Origin of the sequence: Staphylococcus sp. GDX7P312P (genome assembly GCF_008385775.1) — a bacterium.
GTDB lineage: Bacteria > Bacillota > Bacilli > Staphylococcales > Staphylococcaceae > Staphylococcus > Staphylococcus haemolyticus.
In genome coordinates, this window is record NZ_VUKI01000010.1 from 16,515 (window position 1) to 37,440 (window position 20,926).

The window sequence follows — 20,926 nt, forward strand, 5'->3', positions numbered from 1 at the left end:
AAAAAAAGCTTTCAACCAATCCAAAGCAAGTTAGCTACGCTTTGAAAATGATTGAAAGCTAATGTTGTATTCTATTATTCCTAATAATTTCAAAAGTTATAGTTCTTCACCGTTTGACTCAATCACATTACGGTACCAATCAAATGAATCTTTCTTCGTACGTTCTAGTGAGCCATTTCCTTCATTATCACGATCTACGTGAATTAAGCCATAACGTTTTTTCATTTCACTTGTTGTAAATGACACGATATCAATAATACCCCATGGTGTGTAGCCCATTAAATCAACACCATCTTTGTCAACTGCATCAATAGCTGCTTTGATATGTTCACGTAAATAATCTACACGATAATCATCATGGATTTGTCCATTTTCATCAAACTCATCCACGGCACCAAAGCCATTTTCAACAATAAACAATGGAATTTGGTAGCGATTATATAAGGCATTTAATGTATAACGTAACCCTACTGGATCGATTGCCCAACCCCAATCACTCTTCTTAATATAAGGGTTATCTACTGAATTAGGTAAACCACCATTAACAATATTATCTTCGACACTTGCTTCATTATCATGTTTTACGACAGTTGACATATAGTAGCTAAATCCAATGTAATCCACTTTACCATCACGTAAAATTTCATCATCACCCTCTTGCCAACCAATGTCGAAACCTTCACGTTCAAACATCTTCGTCGCATAACCTGGGTAATAACCACGCGCATGAACATCAGGGAAGAAGAAACGCATACGACTAGCCACTTCTGCTTCCATAATATCATTTGGATTACAACTATATGGGTAGATTGGAACATGTGAAATCATCGCACCAATTTCGAACTCAGGATTGATCGCTTTACCAATCTTAACTGCTTTAGCACTAGCGATTAATTCATTATGAGCTACTTGGTACAATACCTCTTCTTTATTATCGTCCTCTTTTAATGAGACACCTGAGTTTGTCCATAAGAAGATCGGATTATTAATGTCCATTTGGTTATTAATTTCGTTAAATGTCATCCAATATTTCACTTTGTCTTTATAACGGTTAAATACTGTTTCAGCAAAATGAGCAAAGAAATCTGCCACTTTACGATTTCTGAAACCACCATATTCACGAGCTAAGTGTAACGGCATTTCAAAATGTGAAAGTGTGATAACAGGTTGAATGTTATATTTCAATAACTCATCAAATAAGTCATCATAGAATTGTAAACCTTCTTCATTAGGTTCAACTTCATCACCTTTTGGAAAAATTCGAGTCCAAGCAATTGATGTTCTTAAGCATTTTAAGCCCATGTCACTAAAAATTTTCACATCTTCTTTATAGCGATTGTAGAAATCAATGCCAACATGATTTGGATAATATTTGTCAGGTTCTACATCTTGTGTAATTTCACGCGCTTTACCGTGTGCGCCAGCTGTCATAACATCAATGACACTTAGTCCTTTTCCACCTTGGTCATAGCCACCTTCGAATTGATTAGCCGCTAAAGCGCCACCCCATAAGAAATCATTAGGTAATTTAGACATATTCCAAAACTCCTCTTCCAAATTATTAATCATACGTTTTTATTTCTTAACAACTGTCATATTTTTTATTAGAATGCAAACCCTTTCAAAAACTATTATAATTATACCGGTACAATTTGTAAACAGAATAACCAAAATTATACCGGTACAATTTACTAATAGGGTTTTACATTTGTTATAATAAATATAAATTACGCATTAAGGGAGTCAAATGATGTTAAAGTACGAACGAATTGCTCAAGATATTACAAGTGCCATTGCAAATGATGAATATAATGTTGGTGATAAACTGCCAAGTGTCGAACAATTAAAATCACGATATGAAGTTAGCAAAAGTACCATTATTAAAGCATTAGGGATACTCCAAAGAGATGGTATAATTTTCCAAACAAGAGGCAGTGGTATTTATGTACGTAATAAAAATAAATCCGGTTATATCAACCTTTTGAAAACAAAAGGCTTCTCAGATAATTTACAAGGTCATGAAGTAACAAGTAAAATTCTAACGTTTGAGACGATAAAACCTAATGATGAAGCAAGAGCACACTTACGTTTAACGGAACAAGATGAAGAAGTTTATTATGTCGAACGTATTCGCTATTTAGATCATAACCCTTTATGTATTGAAACATCTTACTTCAATAAAACATTAGTTACTCACCTTGATCGTGACAGTGCGGAACATTCAATATTTGACTATCTTCAATCACAACTTAAGATCAATATCGGCTTTTCAGATATCTATTTCTATATTGATTTTCTAACTGAAGGTGAAGCGCCACAATTGGATCTCAATCCAAATGATCCTTGTATGCGTCATGATTTGACCTTTTACACTAATAAAGGAATACCATTCGATTATTCGAAGATTGTTTACCATTATGAATATGCTAACTTCTTTATCCCTATAGAAAATTAAAAAAGAGTCGCTTGAGCTATAAACTCTCAAGCGACTCTTATTATTAAAACATCTTACTTAGCGTCTTCATAGTAACCTAATTCAAGATCTTTAGATGTTTGACGACGTATTTTTCTCATTAATTCAACATCTTCAATTAATGATTGACCGTATGATGGAATCATTTCTTTAATTTTAGCATTCCATTGGCCGATTTGTTCTGGGAAGTTTTTCTCAAGAACTTCTAAAGCTACTGATACTGAAGTTGATGCCCCTGGTGATTCACCAAGTAAAGCAATTACAGAATGGTCTTCAGAGTTAACCACTTCTGTACCGAATTGGATAAATCCTTTACCTTCTTTTTCAGTATCTTTAATTACTTGTACACGTTTACCTGCTGTGTATAATTCCCAATCTTCATCACGAGCTTCAGGATAGAATGTACGTAAGTGGTTCATACAACCCTCTTTAGTCATGATAATTTGATCAAATGAATATTTAATCAATGGTAAGTTTTTAACTGCAGCAGCTAACATCGTTGTAATATTATAAGGTTTAATAGATTTGAATAAATCTAAGTTTGAGCCATTTTTAAGGAATTTAGGTCCAACGTTCGCAAATGGTCCAAATAATAAAGTACGTTTACCTTCGATGTAACGTGCATCAAGGTGAGGTACTGTCATTGGTGGTGTACCTGGTGGTTCTTTACCATATACTTTCGCATCATGTGCTTCAATCACTTGTGGATTAGTACATGCTAAGAATTGACCAGTAATAGGGAATCCACCTAAATGTTTACTTTCAGGGATGCCTGTTTTTTGTAGTAATGGAATTGCAGCACCGCCTGCACCAATGAATACATAGTCAGTAACTTCTTCAAATACGTTACCAGTTTTAAGGTCTTTGATTTTAACTTGCCATTTACCATTTGATAAACGTTCAAAGTCAAGTACTTGGTGACTATATTTAACTTCAACATGCTCGTCTAATTCTAAGTGACGTGCCATTTTACGTGTTAATTCACCAAAGTTAACGTCTGTACCTTCGTCGATTTTACTAGCGGCCATTTTGCCGTCATCAACGCGACCTTGCATCATTAATGGAATCCATTTTCTCATTACTTCAATGTCTTCAGTATATTCGATGTTATCGAACATTGGTGATTGTTTCATTGCTTCGTAACGTTTCTTCAAGAATTCTTTATTGTTAACGCCTCTAACAAAACTAATGTGTGGAAGAGGATTAATAAATTCTCTTGGATTCTCGATATGTCCTGCTTTCACTAAGTGACCCCAGAACTGTTTTGAAATTTCAAATTCTTCGTTGATTTCTTTTGCTTTATCAATGTCAATTGAACCATCAGGTTGTTGAACAGTATAGTTCAATTCACAAAGTGCAGCATGACCAGTACCAGCGTTGTGGCGTTCATTAGAACTTTCTAGACCTGGTCGATCCATACGTTCATAAAGCTTGATATTCCAATTAGGCTCAAGCTCATTTAACATTGAACCAAATGTTGTACTTAAGACACCCGCACCAATTAAAATGACGTCTTTTGATTCTGCCATGGTTGTACACCTCTCCAAATTTATTAGTTAACAACTAAAAAGTTATTACTTACTACTCTTTCTCCCTAATATAAAGTAATATCTTTTTATATTAAGATTGTTAAGCCTTTCATTTCTATGTTAAAACAAATATGGTAAATTGTAAATTGGAGAAACTTAATTAAAATTATTTTTTTATATAAAATTGAAAGCATTATCGCTACATAGTTTTAAAATGAAAACACTTAGTCACAAATATGCAACTAAGTGTTTAAATTTATATACTTTCTACCATATAAACTGCAATCAAAGACTTCTTTCTTCTTGCAATTACAATTTAGGTTGTAAAAACTTCTCAATATAGAATGCTGACTCTTCAATTGATTTATATTCGGTATTGATGACTGTCGCATTTAATTTCTTAAAGACTTCCTCAGCATATACAAGTTCTTTCTTAATACGATCCAAGTTATTGTATCGTGATTCACTAGATAAACCTAATGTTTCCGCACGATTCTTTCGTATGTTTGCAATATATTGTGGACTCGCAGTTAATCCAAATACTTTTAATCCTTTTTGTTTATAAACATTATCAGGAATTTCAATTTCAGGTACCAATGGAATATTAGCTATTTTATAACCTTTGTTAGCTAAATACATACTTAATGGTGTTTTGGATGTTCGTGACACACCAACAATTAATGCATCCGCTTCACCTATATCAGTAAAATGTTTACCATCATCGTATTTAACAGAATATTCAATCGCTTCAATACGCTTGAAATATTCATCATTTAATTTACGTAACGCACCACTCTCCATAAGCGGTTGACTGTGTGTTACCTTCTCAATAATGCTAATTAAATCAGACATGTAGTCAACATAAGGAATATCATGTTCATGCGCAAATTGATGTCCCAATGCGTTAAAGGATTCACTTACTAACGTCGTCGCTACAATCGCATGTTGTTCACGTGCTAAATTTAAAATATTTAAGAATTCCTCTTCATCTTTAATATATGGAAATTTCTTAATTTCAACATTATGCAAATCAGGGAATTGTGTTAATGTTGCATGAATCATTCGTTGTGCTGTTTCGCCAATGGAATCTGATACGATAAATAACTTTAGAATTTGTTCATTTGATTGAGTTTCGTTCACTTTACTGCTCGCTTTCCTCCGCTTGACTCTGAGCTGTTGCTAAAATTGCACCTGGAACTCGGAATGGTGAGCACGAAACATAGTCTATCGCTAATTGATTGAAGCGACGAATTGACTTAGCATCTCCACCTAATTCACCACATACACCGATTTTGATTTTCGGATTCACTTTTTTAGCTTGTTCAACTGCAATTTCGATTAATTTTCCGACACCATCTCTATCTAACGTTTGGAATGGGTCAAGCTTCAATATATTACTTTCAGTATACACATTTATAAATTTACCTGCATCATCTCTTGAGAAACCAAATGTCAATTGTGTTAAATCATTTGTACCAAAGCTAAAGAAATCACAATGTTTTGCTAATTCATCTGCTACTAAACATGCGCGCGGCGTTTCAATCATTGTGCCGATTAAATACGGTACGCTGTCACCTTGTTCATTCTCTAATTGTTCGATGGTTTTAACCAGTTTCTCCTTAAGCGTTGTGAATTCTTCCACAGTTGATACTAGCGGAATCATAATTTCAGGTTTACATGTTATACCCTCTTTTTTAAGTTTTAATACGCTTCCCATAATCGCTTCAACTTGCATTTCATATAACTCAGGGTATGTAATTGCAAGTCTACAACCACGATGTCCTAGCATTGGATTCACTTCATGAAGATCTACAATGCGTTTATTCAATACTTCTTTAGGAATGTTGAGTTGTCGTGCTACATTTTCAACATCTTCATCAGAATTAGGTAAAAACTCATGTAAAGGTGGATCAAGCAAACGGACAATTGTAGGACGCTCTCCAGATAATCGGAATATTGCTTCAAAGTCTTCTACTTGATACTTACGAATATTATTCAAAGCTTCTACTCGTTGTTCATATGAAGATGAAAGAATAAATCGTCGCATTTCAACTAAACGTTCCGCTCCGAAGAACATATGCTCCGTACGAACTAAACCAATACCTTTAGAACCAAAGTCATAACCCGCTTTAATATCTTGAGGCGTCTCTGCGTTCATTCGAACTTTCAAGCGTGCAATATCCTCTGACCATTCCATAAATTGAGTGAACTCTTCACTGTGTTCAGCACTCACTGTTTCAATCTCACCTATGTAGATGTCACCTTTAGAACCATCAACTGAAATTGTATCGCCTTCATGAAGTTCCCCACCATCATAGTAAACTGTCTTCGCTACAGTATTGATCTCTAAATCCGAACAACCTGTCACACAACATTTACCCATACCACGAGCTACAACTGCTGCGTGAGATGTCATACCTCCGTGTGTTGTTACGATTGCTTCACTCGCAATCATACCTTCAATATCTTCAGGAGACGTTTCCGGACGCATTAAGATAACTTTCTTACCTGCATCAGCTAGTGCCTTAGCATCTTCAGCTGAAAATACAATTTGTCCTGTAGCTGCCCCTGGACTTGCAGGTAAACCTATTTTTGAAATTTCAGTCGCTTGTTTTAGTGCTTTTTCATCAAAATTAGGATGTAATAATTGGTCGATTGATTTCACATCTACATTTGACATCGCTTCTTCTTTTTTAATGACACCTTCATCTACTAAATCTACTGCTATCTTAATTGCTGCACGTGCCGTACGTTTACCATTACGTGTTTGTAATAAGTATAACTTTCCATTTTCAATTGTAAATTCAATATCTTGCATATCTTTATAATGCTGTTCAAGTTGTTTCGTTACTTCAACAAATTCTTGATGTACGTCAGGCATTTGATCGTGTAAAGTTGAAATGTCTTTTGGTGTACGAATACCTGCTACAACATCTTCACCCTGTGCATTTAATAAATATTCACCAAATAATTTATTTTCTCCGCTCACAGGATTACGAGTGAATGCAACACCTGTTCCACTATTATTACCACTATTACCAAATACCATTTCTTGGATATTAACAGCAGTACCTATGTCATTTGGAATATCATTTAAATCACGATAAATTCGTGCACGGTCATTATCCCAAGACTTAAAGACCGCTTCGATTGCCTCTTCTAATTGTTTCAAAGGTTCTTGAGGGAATGGTTTATAAACTTCTTCCATATAAATGTCTTTGAAACGTTCACAAATTTCTTGTAAACCTTCAGCTGTAATTGCAGCGTCATTTTCAAAGTTGTGACGTTGTTTATAATCTTCAAAATATGTATCAAATGCTTGCATCGGTACGTTGTATACCACTTCACCGAACATTTGTAGTAAGCGACGGTAACAGTCATATGCAAAGCGAGCATCACCTGTTTTGTCTGCAAGTTTCTTTACGTTATCGTCATTTAATCCCAAGTTAAGAATTGTATCCATCATACCAGGCATCGATATTTTCGCACCACTTCGTACAGATACAAGTAATAAGTTAGCATCTGATGAGAATGCTTTCCCAGTTCTCTCTGAGAAGTCAGCAAGATGATCAATTAATTGTGTTTTTACATCAGTTGATAGTGATTTACCTTGTCTTAAGTATTCAATACAAGCTGCAGTTGTTATTGTAAAACCATCAGGCACAGGTAAACCTAAACGTTTCATTTCAGATAGGTTAGCACCTTTACCTCCAAGTAAATCTTTCATCGATTTTTGTCCTTCATCAAAAGCATAAATATATTTCGTCATTATAATGTCACCTCAATTAATTATATGTCATACTAATTAATATTTAGTATGTCATATAATTAAAATAAATACAATTAAAAACATCACATTTAGTTTCAAGATTTATAAAAAAGACACAATTAAAGCATAAAAAGGACTTACAATAATAATTAAAAGTCGGTTTTACACGCTTTAATTGTGTCATACTATTTATATATATTATTCAGTTTAAGTGATATGATTCTGAAAATAATCATTCACAAAAGTCTTAAATGACGACGCTACTTCTGTAAAGTAATGAGATTTTTTATAAGCTAAACCAATCTCCCGATAACAATGTTCATTGTTAATAGGTATTGCTACAATTTGCTTATCCAAATTTCTTAAGGCTTGTTTGGGTGTGAATGAAATGCCTATATTCATAGCTACTAGTTTTAAGATAGCGCTCGAATCCTCAACCTCTACTTGATAATTAGGAACAATCCCTTCTTGTTTTAAAATGTGATCTATCGTATCTCGAAAACCATAACCTTCAATTTGACCTATCAATCGTTCATCTTTAATTTGTGTTAATTCAATAGAAATACATTGAGAGAGCGGATGTTCTTTACTAACAGTTAAATAAATATCATCTTGTATGATAGGTTCCCAACTAATATCGCGATGTTCAATTTTAGAAGATGATATAGCAAAATCTACTTCGTTATTTAAAATCAAATGAGTTGCCCGTTCAGATATTGCTTGATATTGCTTAATTTTAATATTGGGATGTCGTGACACATAATTTTGAATGAGTAATGGCATGACATGTGGAAATGTTACTGCAAAAGTAACTTGACCACTTTCGATACCTGTCAATTCCTTGATTATACGTTCACCTTCATTTAATTCCCTAAATGCACTATCTATATAATTCAGCATTAATTCACCATATCGGTTTAAGTAGATATGTCTGCCTTTCCGGTCAAATAATGCCACACCCAATTCATCTTCAATTGATGCAATCGCCTTACTTAGTGCTGGTTGAGAAATATTCAGTCGCTTTGCCGCCTCTGTAATATTATTCATATTAGCTACCACTTTAAAATATTTGAGCTTTGTAATCTCCAAACGCTACACCTCTAATCATAACTTTAAGTTATAAAAATATAATTATTATGCATTATACATTATATATTGACGATGATACCATTAAATTGTGATGAGACTATTTTTGAAAAGGGGATTATTATGAGACTAGAAAACAAAGTAGCTTTAATTACTGGTTCAGTTGGTGGAATGGGCTTCGAAACTGCTAAGCGTTTTGTTGAAGAGGGTGCAACAGTTATCATTTCAGACCTTAAAGAAGATGTAGTCAATCAAGCGGTTGACACACTTTCTAAAGAAACTAATCAAAAGGTATACGGTTATGTCTTAGATGTTTCTAAAGAAGCTAGCGTTGAAGATACATTTTCGAATATTAAGCATGATATTGGTAAATTAGACATACTCATTAATTGTGCGGGTATAACTGGTGCTGACAAAGCGACAGACCAACTCACTGAAGAAGAATGGGATCAGGTATTTGCAGTCGATGTAAAAGGCGTATTCTTCTGTACTAAACATGCTGTACCACTCTTACGTGAAAATGGTGGCGGTTCAATCGTCAACTTCTCATCTATCTTAGGTTTAGTGGGTACAGATGAACTCACACCATACGCAGCTGCTAAAGGTGCTGTTACAAATATGACACGACAAGATGCCATCAGCTTTGGTAAAGATCACATTCGTGTTAACTCTGTTCATCCAGGTACAATATTAACACCTTTAGTGAAAAAACTCGGTGCAGAAACAGAAGGTGGTTTAGAAGCCTATACTGCTAAAATGTCTGAACGCCATCCAATTGGCTATTTAGGTGAACCTGTAGATGTTGCCAATGCAGTATTATTCTTAGCAAGTGATGAAGCTCGATTTATTACAGGTGCAGCATTAACTGTAGACGGTGGATACACTGCCAGATAATATGCTTCATCAATTGGTATCGATTACTCAATCAAATACAAACTGATACACAAAAATAACACCTCGTTAGATGACCAAAGCATTTAACGAGGTGTCTTTTATACATTGAAATCGATATTATTTAAATCCATTTTCTTTATTATATTTCTCACGTTCAGCATCGCGTAATTCAACACGACGGATTTTACCTGAATTTGTTTTAGGTAATGAGTCTACAAATTCAATTGCACGTGGGTATTTATATGGTGCTACTTCATTCTTCGCGAAAGTTTGTAATTCTTTAACAAGGTCATCATTACCTTGATAATTATCTTGTAAAATAACGAATGCTTTAACAATGTTGCCTCGAATTTCATGAGGACTTGCTACAACAGCACATTCTTTAACGGCCGGGTGATTAGTTAAGGCATCTTCAACTTCAAACGGTCCAATCGTATAACCTGAACTGATAATAATATCATCTCGTCGGCCTTCAAACCAGAAATAGCCATCTTCATCTATATGCGCTAAGTCTCCAGTAATATAATAGTCACCCGCTTGAGCTGCTTTCGTACGTTCTTCATCTTTATAATAACTTTTAAACAAACCAGGGAAATCAAGTGGTAAAGCAATATTTCCTTTAACATTTGTTTCAACCGGTTGTCCTTCATCATCAACGATCGTAACACGGCTACCTGGGATTTCTTTACCCATTGAACCTGGTCGTGATTTAGTGTCTTTTAAGAACCCGATTAATAAAGTACTCTCTGTTTGTCCATAACCATCACGCACCGTTAAATTAAAGTTATTGCGGAATTGTTCTACAACTTCACGGTTTAATGGCTCTCCTGCTGATACAGCACTGTGAAGGTGTTCTAAGTTATATTCTTGTAAATTGTCTAATTTCGCCATCATACGATATTCTGTTGGTGTACAACATAAGACATTGATTTCAAAGCCTTGTAATAATTCAAGATAACGAGAAGGGTTGAATTTACCATTATAAACAAATGCTGTTGCGCCTGAACCCATAATTGATAAGAAAGGACTCCATACCCATTTTTGCCAACCTGGTGCAGCTGTCGCCCACACTAAGTCGTCTTCTTTAATACATAACCAATGTTCTGGCGCCATTTTCATGTGTGCAAAGCCCCAACCATGAGAATGTGTAACAGCCTTAGGATTTCCTGTCGTTCCAGATGTATATGATAAGATGGCTAAATCGTCTCTTGAAGTTTTTTCAATATCTAACGCATCACTTTGAGACGCTTTTTCATCTTCAATATTAATCCAGTCCGTTTCGTGTCCGTCAATGATAAATTTCGTTAATGCGTCATACTCTTTAACGCCTTTGAACTCTTCAATAAAATCAGATTTAGCAATTACTGCTTTAATCTCACCATGTGTAATTCGATATTGTAAATCTTTAGTTCTTAGCATTTCTGAACTAGGAATAATTGCAATACCCAGTTTTAATGCAGCAAGATAAAGTTCATATGTCATAATTGCTCTCGGCATCATGATTAATACTTTATCACCTTTTTTAAGTCCGTGATTTAATAAGACATGTCCCACTTTATTGGCATTTTTAATTAATTCTGAATATGTCACTGTAATTGGTTCGTCTACCCCATTTTCATAAATTAGGGCTTTCTTCGATGTATTAGAAGCATGTTTCTCAATTTCTGAAACAATATTGTAAGTCTCTGGTGCTAATAAACTTGAATTATCCATTACTATACTCCCTTTCAGTTCGACCTTATTTATTATCTTATCAAACGCTTTAGTCTGATGAAATCAAAATCATTTATGTAAACGTTTTTACAATTTGATTTGAAATTGAAAAAGATTAAGCACATATGTCGATAACAATGACATTGGCTTAATCTTTATATCTGTACTAGAAAATATGACTTAAATCTAATTTTGACTCTAAACCAGATAGCTCAATACGCACATTATAAGATAAATCACGATTAACAATGTTGCGATCAACACCACGTTCAGTGCCTCTATGTTTATGGGTTTGACTATATTCATTAGAATTCTGCCAATCATAAAATGCCTGACGTTCTTCCCATAAAGTTAAAATAATATAGTGTCGTCCTGCTACTTGTGGACGTAAAAATCTTAAAGCTTTAAATCCTGGAACATTTTGTAGGTATTTAGGACGTTCTAAGAATTTCTTCTCGAATGCGTCTTCCATACCTTCATTAACAAATAAATGATTTAACACACAAAAAGAATCATTTGATAAATCATCAATCACTTCTAACACATCATATTGATGTTCATCATTATTTTTCTTTATTGAAATCGTGTTATCGCCTTTTTCTTCTACTACATAAGTTTTGTAACTATCTTTTAAAATCATGATTCTTATCCTTCATTTCTAAACTAGCACTGAGCTACTATTAAATTTGTATATCTATATGCGTTCTGTCATTATAATTGGCTTTGTTCATAAAGCGAGATAGAACGCTTTACGATTTCTAAAAATTCGTGGTCCAATGTTGTAATTTTCGTAAAATAACTAAGTATGTTATCAGAAATTCGTTCATACTTTGGGAAATGCTGATCTTGGCTAATCCAATGTGCAAGTTCGCCTAAAGGGGTTTGGTCACCAATAAATCCTTGCATAAATTCGTAAAAACTCATTATCTCACCCCAGTGTTTAGATATACGCTAATATTATCATGATACATAGCTTTACACTAGTACTGGAAAGCCAACAATTTCTGAAGTTTTGTTGGCTAAGTTGAGATAACAATTTTTTATTTTGAATTTAAGTAATCTAACACAACTGCACCCACGGCTTCTGCTGCGACTAACATACTTTTCTCATCAATTTTAAATTTAGGATGATGATGAGGATACGCTTTTCCATCTTGAGGCGCAGCACCTGAATAAATAAATGTGCTTGGTAATGTTTTAGCATAAAATGCGAAATCTTCTGATGGCGGTTGTGCTTCACATTCTTCTACCCCTTTTACGTCATCTAAATCAGCTTTTTTTATAGTTTCTGCAACATAATTTGTAAAATCAGGGTCATTATATAGTGCTGGATAGTCTTTACTAAACTCAAAGTCACATTTAACACCAAATGTTGCTTCAAGCCCTTTGACCATTTGTTGTAATTCGTCAGCAATTTTATCACGTGTAGCATCTGTTAATGCACGCACATCACCTTCAAGCTCGATTTTATCTTTAATGACATTAAATTGACCTTTACCATCAAATGAGCCAATTGTTACAACACCAGTTTCAAACGGGTTAAGGCGACGTGAAACGATTGTTTGTGCAGTAGTAACAAAGTTAGCACCAGCGACAATCGCATCGTTTGCTGTATGAGGTGATGAACCATGACCACCTTCACCTTGTATCGTTAACTTGAAGTATGAGCGACCTGTTTGAACATTTTCAGGACGGTAGAACACTTTACCCGGCTCCATATTCGTCATTACATGTGTACCTAGCACATGATCGACACCATCTAGCACACCATCTTCAATCATACCTTTGGCACCACCTGGAGGCATTTCTTCTGCTGGTTGATGAATAACGATCACTTTACCGTTAAATTGATCTTTCATTTCAATTAACGTTTCAGCTAATATTAACATATACGCGGTATGCGCATCATGACCACATGCATGCATCACACCATCATTTTTAGACGCAAATGACAATCCAGTATCTTCTTGGATTGGTAAAGCATCAAAGTCTGCTCTAATCGCAATTGTTTTTCCAGGATTGCCGCTATCGATAGTCACTTTCACACCATTTTCACCGACATTCGTTTTAACTTCACAGTCTTTGTCTTTATAGAAATCAGCAATATATTTAGGTGTTTCTGATTCTTGGAATGATAATTCTGGATGTTCATGTAAGTGTCTACGAATTTCAATCATTTTTTCTTCTTTCTCTTGTAGACGTTTTACTAGATCTTTCATCATTATATCCACTCCTTTTTCCTCATTATATGCTTTTCTCGTTTAACAATGTTGCGTCACGGTTTCATATGTTCCAAACATGATTCAATGTTACATTCATTTATAGTCTTCTTTTCCCGAAAAAAGAAGCATATGCGAACATTGATAAATGATTGCATATACTTCTGTTAAATGGTTATCGTTAATTATTTAGATTGTTGTTTAGGAACACCGATAAGTATAACGGTAAATGAAATGATTGCCATTAAAATGTTCAACCATAATCCTAACATTGCGCCAAAGTTAATATTAACCATCGCTGCCCCGATACCATATAGCGTACCTGAAAGGGCAATACCAAAGGCACCACCAAGTGAAGATGCCATTTTATAAATACCAGATGCCACACCTACTTTATCTTCAGGAGAATTTGAAATGGCTGTATCTGTAGATGGTGTCGCATAGAAACCTAATCCTAGTCCGTATAATAAGTAACCAATGACACATACGACAACATACATTTGTGAAGATAGGAATGTAAATGATATTAATAAAATACCAACCATATTCAATGCAGTACCCAGTAACATTGGTTTTCTTGCGCCAACTTTTTGGAGAACCTTTTCACCGACACGAATCATCAATAATACTGTAATTAAATACGTAATTGAAAGTAGTCCGGTTTGAAATGTTGAGAAACCTAACCCTTGTTGAACAAATGTATTAGCAACGATTAGCGTACCGGCAACTCCATTCAACATGAAATTAGAAACTGTTGCACTCGTATACGCTTTATTATTAAATAATTTAAAGTCTATTAATGGGTAGTGCATTTTCATTTCGACACGAACAAAGATGATTGTTGAAATAATAAACACTGCAATTAAAGCTAAAATCGTTGGTGAGAATAAACCTAATTTAGCACTTTGAGTGATCACAACATTAATACTTAGCATCATGATGACAAACAACGTAAGTCCTACAAAGTCAAATTTAGTATTTGTTGTTTGGTTCGCTTTAGTTTCAGGAGTACCTTTAATTAATAGAATAGCTAAAATCGCAACAATAATAGAGATAATATAAATCCAGCGCCAACCAATTGCTGTATCAATCATACCTCCAAATAGAGAAGCAAATCCTGAGCCACCCCAAGACCCAATTGACCAGAAGCTCAACGCACGTTGTCGATCTGAACCTTGATAATACGTTTTAATAATCGCTAATGTAGATGGCATAATTGCTGCTGCTGATAACCCTTGAATAATACGACCAAGAATTAACATTGGCGTAAATGGTGTTACAATGATCAATAATGAGCCAATAATACTCAATATTAAACCAATGTACGTCATTTTTACGCGGCCTAATTTATCGGCGAAGCTACCTGCACCAACGACAAACATACCACTAAATAACGCCGTAATACTTATCGCAATACTCGTTGTACCAATACTACTTGAAAATGAATGTTGAATTGTTGGCACTAAATTGAGTAATGATTGCGCAAACAACCAAAATGTAATTACGCCGAGTACAATACCTAATAAAAGCTTATTATTTCCAGTGAATTGTTGTTGTTTCATTTCCATAATGCTCTCCCCTTAACTTAAGTAGTCTAAAACGACTGTCCCTACTGCTTCTGCAGCTACTAACATTGATGATTCATCAATTGTGAATTTTGGATGGTGATGTGGATAAATCTTGCCATCTTTAGGTGCAGCGCCTGAATAAATAAATGTACTTGGCAATGTCGCTGCATAGAAAGCGAAATCCTCTGAAGGTGGTTGAGGTTCACAAACTTCAATACCTTGTATATCATATGCATCCGCTTCTTTAATTGTTTGTGCAACATATTGTGTAAATTCAGGGTCATTATATAATGCTGGATAATCCTTTTTAAATTCGAACTCACATGTAACGCCAAACGTTGATTCAAGACCTTCTACTAAGCGTTTCAATTCTTTTTCAATTGTGTCACGTGTGTCATCAGTTAGCGCTCTTACATCACCTTCAAGTTCTACCGCATCTTTAATAACATTAAATTGACCTTTACCATCAAATGAACCTATTGTAATAACGCCCGTTTCAAATGGACTTAAACGTCTTGATACAATCGTTTGTACTTCCGTAACAAATTGAGCACCTGCAACGATCGCATCGTTTGCCATATGTGGTGAAGATCCATGACCACCTGAACCCTGTACTTTTAATTTAAAGTAAGCACGTCCAGTTTGTACAAAGCCTTCTCTATAGAATACTTTTCCTGCTTCCATTGTGCTCATTACATGTGCACCTAACACATGGTCTACACCATCAAGCACGCCATCTTTAATCATGCCTTGCGCACCACCTGGAGGCATTTCTTCTGCTGGTTGATGAATAATAATAACTTTACCTTTAAATTGATCTTTCATTTCTATTAATGTTTCACCTAAAATTAACATATAAGCTGTGTGTGCATCATGGCCGCAAGCATGCATAACACCTTCATTTTTTGAAGCAAAAGGTAAGCCCGTAGCCTCTTGAATTGGTAAAGCGTCAAAGTCTGCTCTAATCGCAATTGTTTTACCAGGTTTACCACTATCTATCGTCACTTTGACGCCATTAGGTCCTACATTAGTCTCTACTTCGCAATCTTTATCTTTGTAAAAATCAGCGATATATTTTGGCGTTTCCTGTTCTTTGAATGATAACTCAGGATGTTGATGTAAATATCTTCTTATTTCAATCATACGTTCTTCTTTTTCTTGTAAAGTGTTAATTAATTGTTTATTCATAATTCATCTCTCCTCACTTATTATTGTATCGTTTATCTCTAAATTTAATATTCAATCGTTGTCCTATTTAGCACTAAATTTATTTATTTTTGAATTAAAAAAGGATAATGACAAAAATTAATGATTAATTTTTGTCATTATCCAACTTATACATACTTATTCACTTCTATAATATGAATGGAATTCGTCATTACTTTTAAATGATAGGTAAGTGTTTCTTCTACCTCCACTTCTGCGATATCCAATTTAGGATATGAAATACGATTAACATAATCAATCGTTTCCTGATCCATACCATATGTTGTATTGTGTTGTTGCCATACCCGATATAAAGCACCGTTCTCTTTATCTAACGTGTAGTGTTTAATTTTATATAGCCCACTTTGAAGTTGATTAATTTCTATTTTAAAATTTCTCTTTTCCATTACATTCGGCTGCTCTGAAATCGTGTAATAAGGATTGTAATGATCCGCATCCCATACAACAATTTGAAGATGTGTATCGTCGCCAACAACCATACATTCTTCATTTCTGAATCTCACATTATTTTGCAACATTCTAAAGAAATTACTTGTAAAGAATGCAGGGCGTTTACCATCAAATTGATGATATAAGTCAATTCCCATTAATTGATGTTCATTCACGACACCATATTTTTGGTGTAATTCATAATTCAGCCAATAACCCACCGTACACACTTTTTCATTAATATCTAGTAATTGTTTAAATATAATACCCGCTCTAAAATATTCGCCATTAGTAAGATTTGAATTACCAGTTAAGGTATTCCAGTTGAGTAACATTAATGGCATAGCTTTCTGCTTTGTCGGGAGCCATTCGACTAAGGCTTCTACTGTCTCGTTGATATGATTTTTAGCATACTGATACTGTATATCTTCAGAAACTTCTAAATTGACTACGTCATTCTGATTAGCTTCAAACGCTAACATATTAACTTTTTCAGAATGATCTTTAAAAAGTAACTTCAAGTTATTTTTTTGATTACTAAAATCTTGATAATTTACAATAAATTTCACGTTAGATATATAACGATTAAAAACTTCAAATAATTGAATGTACTGTTTCAGATCTATGGCGTCTATAATTACTGAAAGTTGCATTCTACTGCTATGTGTTGTCATATTTATAAAATGTTTAAGAATCTGTACCCATGTATCACAATACGCTTGAAATGCTGTTGCACTATGTGGCGGTCTCAAACGAATACTCAAATGTATTTGATGGTTCATTAAAAATAACAAACACTCATCTAAAGTCATATATTGGTGGCTATGCGGAATAATTTCATCAGATGCAACGACATGTTCTCTCCAAGAAGTATCAATTACTAAATCTTGTACCAATACAGTATCTAAACCAACTCTATCTTTCACTTCCAATAATTGCTCTCTATAACGATGCACGCGCATATTGACGATACTTCCAATTTGAACGATATGATTGTATTTATTTAAATATCCAAGACTGTCTTCTAATTGAATATCGATTTCTTTTTGGGGTTCTGCCGAATGAATGACGACATCCATTTGATTATTCACAAAAGACGACAAATATTGAACATATCTCTTAATACTTTGCTTATTTAAAGGTTTCATTTTCAACTGATTCAAGTCTTTAACTTGAAATTCCTTACGATAATCACCCGGTGTCATGTGATACCATAATTTAAAATGTTTAGCTAATGACGTTGAATTAGAAAAACCATTCTTCATTGCTATGTCAGTAATTGAAATATCACTATGTTTCAAATCATGTTCAGCATTTCTCGTTCTCACTTTATTAAGATAACTATTAAACGACGTTCCTAATTTTTTCGTGAATAATCTAGAAGTGTACGAACTAGACAAATTAATATAGTTTGACAAATCATCCAAACCAATACGTTCCATATAATGTTGATTAATGAATTCTGAAGCGAGACTAGCAAATACATCATCTTTATTATGTTCATGAATCAACTCTTGTCTATATTGATAGGGAATAAATTTCACTAACATTTCAATTAATTGAATCATCATTTGATCCATGTGTAATTGATGAAACTTCCCTTTTCTTAAATAAGTAATCCCTATTTTAGCTAACAATGTTTTGATGTCATCATGTATTTTTTGAGATACTTCTTCAAAATGAAAATAAATATTCTTATCTTCTATGTAATGAGAAAAATAATTATTAGACAGTCGGAGCGACATATAACTTACATCTGAATCTTCTAAAATCAAAAAGTTTTGATAGCTATTGATTAATATTAAATCTCCAACATGATAGTGCTTATTTTGATTTTCACTTTGACATGTGACGTTACCTTTTAAAATTAAATTTAGCGATAAATAATCAGAGGCTATATCTTCCTTTTTAGTGTCGAACGTGATTTCATAATTAGTATTCAAGAGGTATTAACCCGCCCTTCTTAATCACTTCTTTCAATCTATAATATCAAATTTTGATGACTAAGAAGATTTTATTAACGTGATATTGTTCTGAATGTTTAAAATCAAAAGTTAAATAGAAAAAGGGGGAGTGAGTCAGAATTCATTTTGAATTCATTGTCCCACTCCCCCTGCAGGGATAACTAGAACTAAGAAAAACTTGATTTAAACGCCTTCTCAATTCAGTTAGCTACTGCAAATTTGTAAAGTAGCATTGGTTTATTAATTATACTAGTTCTAGAGTATTAATATAGTGTTTTATAATTAGTGTTGGTAATATGGATCAAATTCCATTGCGCCTGCGTTTTCATCGCTTACGCCATGTTTATAATAATCCACATATTGTGGTTCCAATGGTTTCTTACCACGGATGATATCTGCTGCTTTTTCAGCAAGCATTAATACTGGTGCATGAATATTACCGTTTGTTGTACGAGGCATAGCCGAAGCGTCAACAACACGTAAGTTTTCCATACCGTGAACTTTCATTGTTAATGGATCTACAACAGACATTGGATCTGAAGCAGGTCCCATTTTAGCACTACATGATGGATGCAATGCTGTTTCACCATCTCTACGTACCCAATCCAAGATTTCTTCGTCTGTTTGTACTGATGGTCCTGGTGAAATTTCACCGCCATTAAATGGATCCATTGCTTTTTGCGCTAATATATTTCTAGCTACTCGAATAGCTTCTACCCACTCTTGTTCGTCTTCTTTAGTTGAAAGGTAATTAAAGACAATACTTGGTTTTTCAAACGGGTCTTTTGATTTAATTTTCAAGCTACCACGTGAATTAGAATACATAGGACCTACGTGAACTTGGTAACCATGTGCTACTGGTGCTTTTTGTCCATCATATCTTACAGCAATTGGTAAGAAGTGGAACATTAAGTTAGGATATGCAACTTGATTATTTGATCTTACGAAGGCACCGCCTTCAAAGTGGTTTGATGCTGCTGCACCTTTACGCGCGAATATCCATTGTAAACCAATCCATGGCATACGTTTAACATCTAAGCTAGGTTGCAGTGACACAGGCTCTTTACATTCATGTTGAATATATACTTCTAAGTGGTCCTCGAAGTTTTCACCAACACCTGGTAAATGCATACGTGGTTCTATACCTTTAGATTTCAAGAATTCTGCGTCACCAATACCTGATAATTGTAATAATTGAGGCGTGTTGAACGCTCCACCAGATAATATAACTTCACCAGCGTCAACAGTATGATATCTACCATTACGTTTAAATGTTACCCCTGTTGCTTTGTTACCATCAAAATGAATTTTAGTGACAAATGCACGAGTCTTAACAGTTAGGTTTTTACGTTTCATTGCTGGGTGTAAGTAAGCTCTTGATGCTGAAACACGACGACCATTATGCACTTGGCTATCAAACGGTCCAAACCCTTCTTGTCTATATCCGTTCACATCTTTTGTTTTATGATAACCCGCTTCTACACCGGCATCAAAGAATGATTTGAATAAAGGATTTGTTGCAGGTCCACGTTTTAATTTAATTGGACCGTGATGTCCTCTGAATTGATCAAATGGTGTAGCACCGTATGTTTTCTCTAGACGTTTAAAGTATGGCAAACAATGTGCGAAGTCCCATGATTCCATACCTTCTGGTTCAGCCCATCCTTCATAGTCCATTGGATTCCCTCTTTGGTAAATCATACCGTTAATTGAACTAGAGCCACCAAGCACTTTACCACGTGCATGGTCTACTTTACGTCCCATATGCGGTTCTTCTTCCGTTTGATAAATCCAATCGTAAAAACGATTACCTGATGGGAACATTAATGCTGCTGGCATTTGAATGAATAAATCCCAAGGATAGTCACTACGTCCTGCCTCTAACACTAATACCTCTTTATCTTTATCTTCTGTTAAACGATTACCTAATACTGATCCTGCACTACCGCCGCCAATAATGACGTAATCATATGAATTCTTTTTACTCATTATAAATTCGTCCTCCCTTAAATTGATTATTATGTCTTTTTATTTCATGTTTTAAGTTCGATACGT

Annotated in this window: 15 protein-coding genes; 2 read left to right on the forward strand and 13 right to left on the reverse strand. The window is 34.5% G+C overall.

What is annotated here, in order from left to right; all coding sequences use genetic code 11:
* Positions 1 to 96: 96 nt before the first annotated feature.
* A complete protein-coding gene (locus tag F1592_RS04230) occupies positions 97 to 1,536 on the reverse strand; it encodes a 6-phospho-beta-glucosidase (RefSeq protein ID WP_149809759.1) in 1,440 nt (479 codons plus the stop codon).
* A gap of 214 nt (positions 1,537 to 1,750) precedes the next feature.
* Between F1592_RS04230 and F1592_RS04235 the strand changes: the two genes are divergently transcribed.
* The gene (locus F1592_RS04235; RefSeq protein WP_149809760.1) at positions 1,751 to 2,455 is read left to right on the forward strand and encodes a GntR family transcriptional regulator; all 705 of its coding nucleotides are present in this window, start codon (positions 1,751 to 1,753) and stop codon (positions 2,453 to 2,455) included.
* 53 nt (positions 2,456 to 2,508) lie between these two features.
* On the opposite strand, the gene lqo is transcribed toward F1592_RS04235, so the two are convergent.
* The 4 genes from lqo to F1592_RS04255 all read right to left on the reverse strand — a co-directional run bounded on the left by lqo (position 2,509) and on the right by F1592_RS04255 (position 8,860).
* Positions 2,509 to 4,002, reverse strand: coding sequence for an L-lactate dehydrogenase (quinone) (gene lqo / locus F1592_RS04240; protein ID WP_053016342.1), 1,494 nt, complete (start codon positions 4,000 to 4,002; stop codon positions 2,509 to 2,511).
* Between the two features lie 309 nt (positions 4,003 to 4,311).
* The gene (locus F1592_RS04245; RefSeq protein ID WP_011274768.1) at positions 4,312 to 5,142 is read right to left on the reverse strand and encodes a pyruvate, water dikinase regulatory protein; all 831 of its coding nucleotides are present in this window, start codon (positions 5,140 to 5,142) and stop codon (positions 4,312 to 4,314) included.
* Position 5,143: 1 nt separating this feature from the next.
* Positions 5,144 to 7,771, reverse strand: coding sequence for a pyruvate, phosphate dikinase (gene ppdK, locus F1592_RS04250; protein WP_149809761.1), 2,628 nt, complete (start codon positions 7,769 to 7,771; stop codon positions 5,144 to 5,146).
* A gap of 207 nt (positions 7,772 to 7,978) precedes the next feature.
* Positions 7,979 to 8,860: a LysR family transcriptional regulator gene (locus F1592_RS04255; protein ID WP_223197210.1), complete on the reverse strand. Its 882-nt coding sequence runs from the start codon at positions 8,858 to 8,860 to the stop codon at positions 7,979 to 7,981.
* Positions 8,861 to 8,980: 120 nt separating this feature from the next.
* Between F1592_RS04255 and F1592_RS04260 the strand changes: the two genes are divergently transcribed.
* Positions 8,981 to 9,751 carry an SDR family NAD(P)-dependent oxidoreductase gene (locus F1592_RS04260; RefSeq protein WP_223197211.1) on the forward strand — a complete coding sequence of 257 codons (771 nt, stop codon included), beginning with the start codon at positions 8,981 to 8,983 and terminating at the stop codon, positions 9,749 to 9,751.
* A gap of 117 nt (positions 9,752 to 9,868) precedes the next feature.
* Here F1592_RS04260 and mbcS read toward each other — a convergent pair whose 3' ends face one another.
* The 8 genes from mbcS to betA form a co-directional block, all read right to left on the reverse strand.
* Positions 9,869 to 11,464: an acyl-CoA synthetase MbcS gene (gene mbcS / locus F1592_RS04265; protein ID WP_053016339.1), complete on the reverse strand. Its 1,596-nt coding sequence runs from the start codon at positions 11,462 to 11,464 to the stop codon at positions 9,869 to 9,871.
* A gap of 166 nt (positions 11,465 to 11,630) precedes the next feature.
* On the reverse strand, positions 11,631 to 12,104 hold the full coding sequence (locus F1592_RS04270) for an antibiotic biosynthesis monooxygenase family protein (protein ID WP_011274761.1): 474 nt from the start codon (positions 12,102 to 12,104) through the stop codon (positions 11,631 to 11,633).
* A 71-nt stretch (positions 12,105 to 12,175) separates the two neighbouring features.
* Positions 12,176 to 12,388: a sterile alpha motif-like domain-containing protein gene (locus F1592_RS04275; RefSeq protein ID WP_037538349.1), complete on the reverse strand. Its 213-nt coding sequence runs from the start codon at positions 12,386 to 12,388 to the stop codon at positions 12,176 to 12,178.
* Positions 12,389 to 12,504: 116 nt separating this feature from the next.
* A complete protein-coding gene (locus F1592_RS04280; RefSeq protein ID WP_053041300.1) occupies positions 12,505 to 13,686 on the reverse strand; it encodes an amidohydrolase in 1,182 nt (393 codons plus the stop codon).
* Positions 13,687 to 13,868: 182 nt separating this feature from the next.
* Positions 13,869 to 15,251, reverse strand: a complete 1,383-nt coding sequence (locus F1592_RS04285; protein ID WP_037558319.1) for an MFS transporter — start codon at positions 15,249 to 15,251, stop codon at positions 13,869 to 13,871.
* Positions 15,252 to 15,263: 12 nt separating this feature from the next.
* Positions 15,264 to 16,439 (reverse strand): M20 family metallopeptidase, encoded by a 1,176-nt coding sequence (locus F1592_RS04290; protein WP_149809762.1) that lies wholly within the window; start codon positions 16,437 to 16,439, stop codon positions 15,264 to 15,266.
* Positions 16,440 to 16,585: 146 nt separating this feature from the next.
* The gene (aryK, locus tag F1592_RS04295; RefSeq protein ID WP_149809763.1) at positions 16,586 to 18,850 is read right to left on the reverse strand and encodes a transcriptional regulator AryK; all 2,265 of its coding nucleotides are present in this window, start codon (positions 18,848 to 18,850) and stop codon (positions 16,586 to 16,588) included.
* A gap of 303 nt (positions 18,851 to 19,153) precedes the next feature.
* Positions 19,154 to 20,860 (reverse strand): choline dehydrogenase, encoded by a 1,707-nt coding sequence (betA, locus tag F1592_RS04300; RefSeq protein WP_053016335.1) that lies wholly within the window; start codon positions 20,858 to 20,860, stop codon positions 19,154 to 19,156.
* Between the last annotated feature and the right edge of the window lie 66 nt (positions 20,861 to 20,926).

Bases quoted from the DNA above. Each gene is read 5' to 3' on its own strand.
- F1592_RS04290 (WP_149809762.1), bottom strand. From the start codon at position 16,439: ATGAATAAACAATTAATTAACACTTTACAAGAAAAAGAAGAACGTATG.
- F1592_RS04235 (WP_149809760.1), top strand. From the start codon at position 1,751: ATGTTAAAGTACGAACGAATTGCTCAAGATATTACAAGTGCCATTGCA.
- mbcS (WP_053016339.1), bottom strand. From the start codon at position 11,464: ATGGATAATTCAAGTTTATTAGCACCAGAGACTTACAATATTGTTTCA.
- F1592_RS04285 (WP_037558319.1), bottom strand. From the start codon at position 15,251: ATGGAAATGAAACAACAACAATTCACTGGAAATAATAAGCTTTTATTA.
- F1592_RS04280 (WP_053041300.1), bottom strand. From the start codon at position 13,686: ATGATGAAAGATCTAGTAAAACGTCTACAAGAGAAAGAAGAAAAAATG.
- F1592_RS04260 (WP_223197211.1), top strand. From the start codon at position 8,981: ATGAGACTAGAAAACAAAGTAGCTTTAATTACTGGTTCAGTTGGTGGA.
- F1592_RS04230 (WP_149809759.1), bottom strand. From the start codon at position 1,536: ATGTCTAAATTACCTAATGATTTCTTATGGGGTGGCGCTTTAGCGGCT.
- ppdK (WP_149809761.1), bottom strand. From the start codon at position 7,771: ATGACGAAATATATTTATGCTTTTGATGAAGGACAAAAATCGATGAAA.
- F1592_RS04275 (WP_037538349.1), bottom strand. From the start codon at position 12,388: ATGAGTTTTTACGAATTTATGCAAGGATTTATTGGTGACCAAACCCCT.
- F1592_RS04270 (WP_011274761.1), bottom strand. From the start codon at position 12,104: ATGATTTTAAAAGATAGTTACAAAACTTATGTAGTAGAAGAAAAAGGC.
- lqo (WP_053016342.1), bottom strand. From the start codon at position 4,002: ATGGCAGAATCAAAAGACGTCATTTTAATTGGTGCGGGTGTCTTAAGT.
- betA (WP_053016335.1), bottom strand. From the start codon at position 20,860: ATGAGTAAAAAGAATTCATATGATTACGTCATTATTGGCGGCGGTAGT.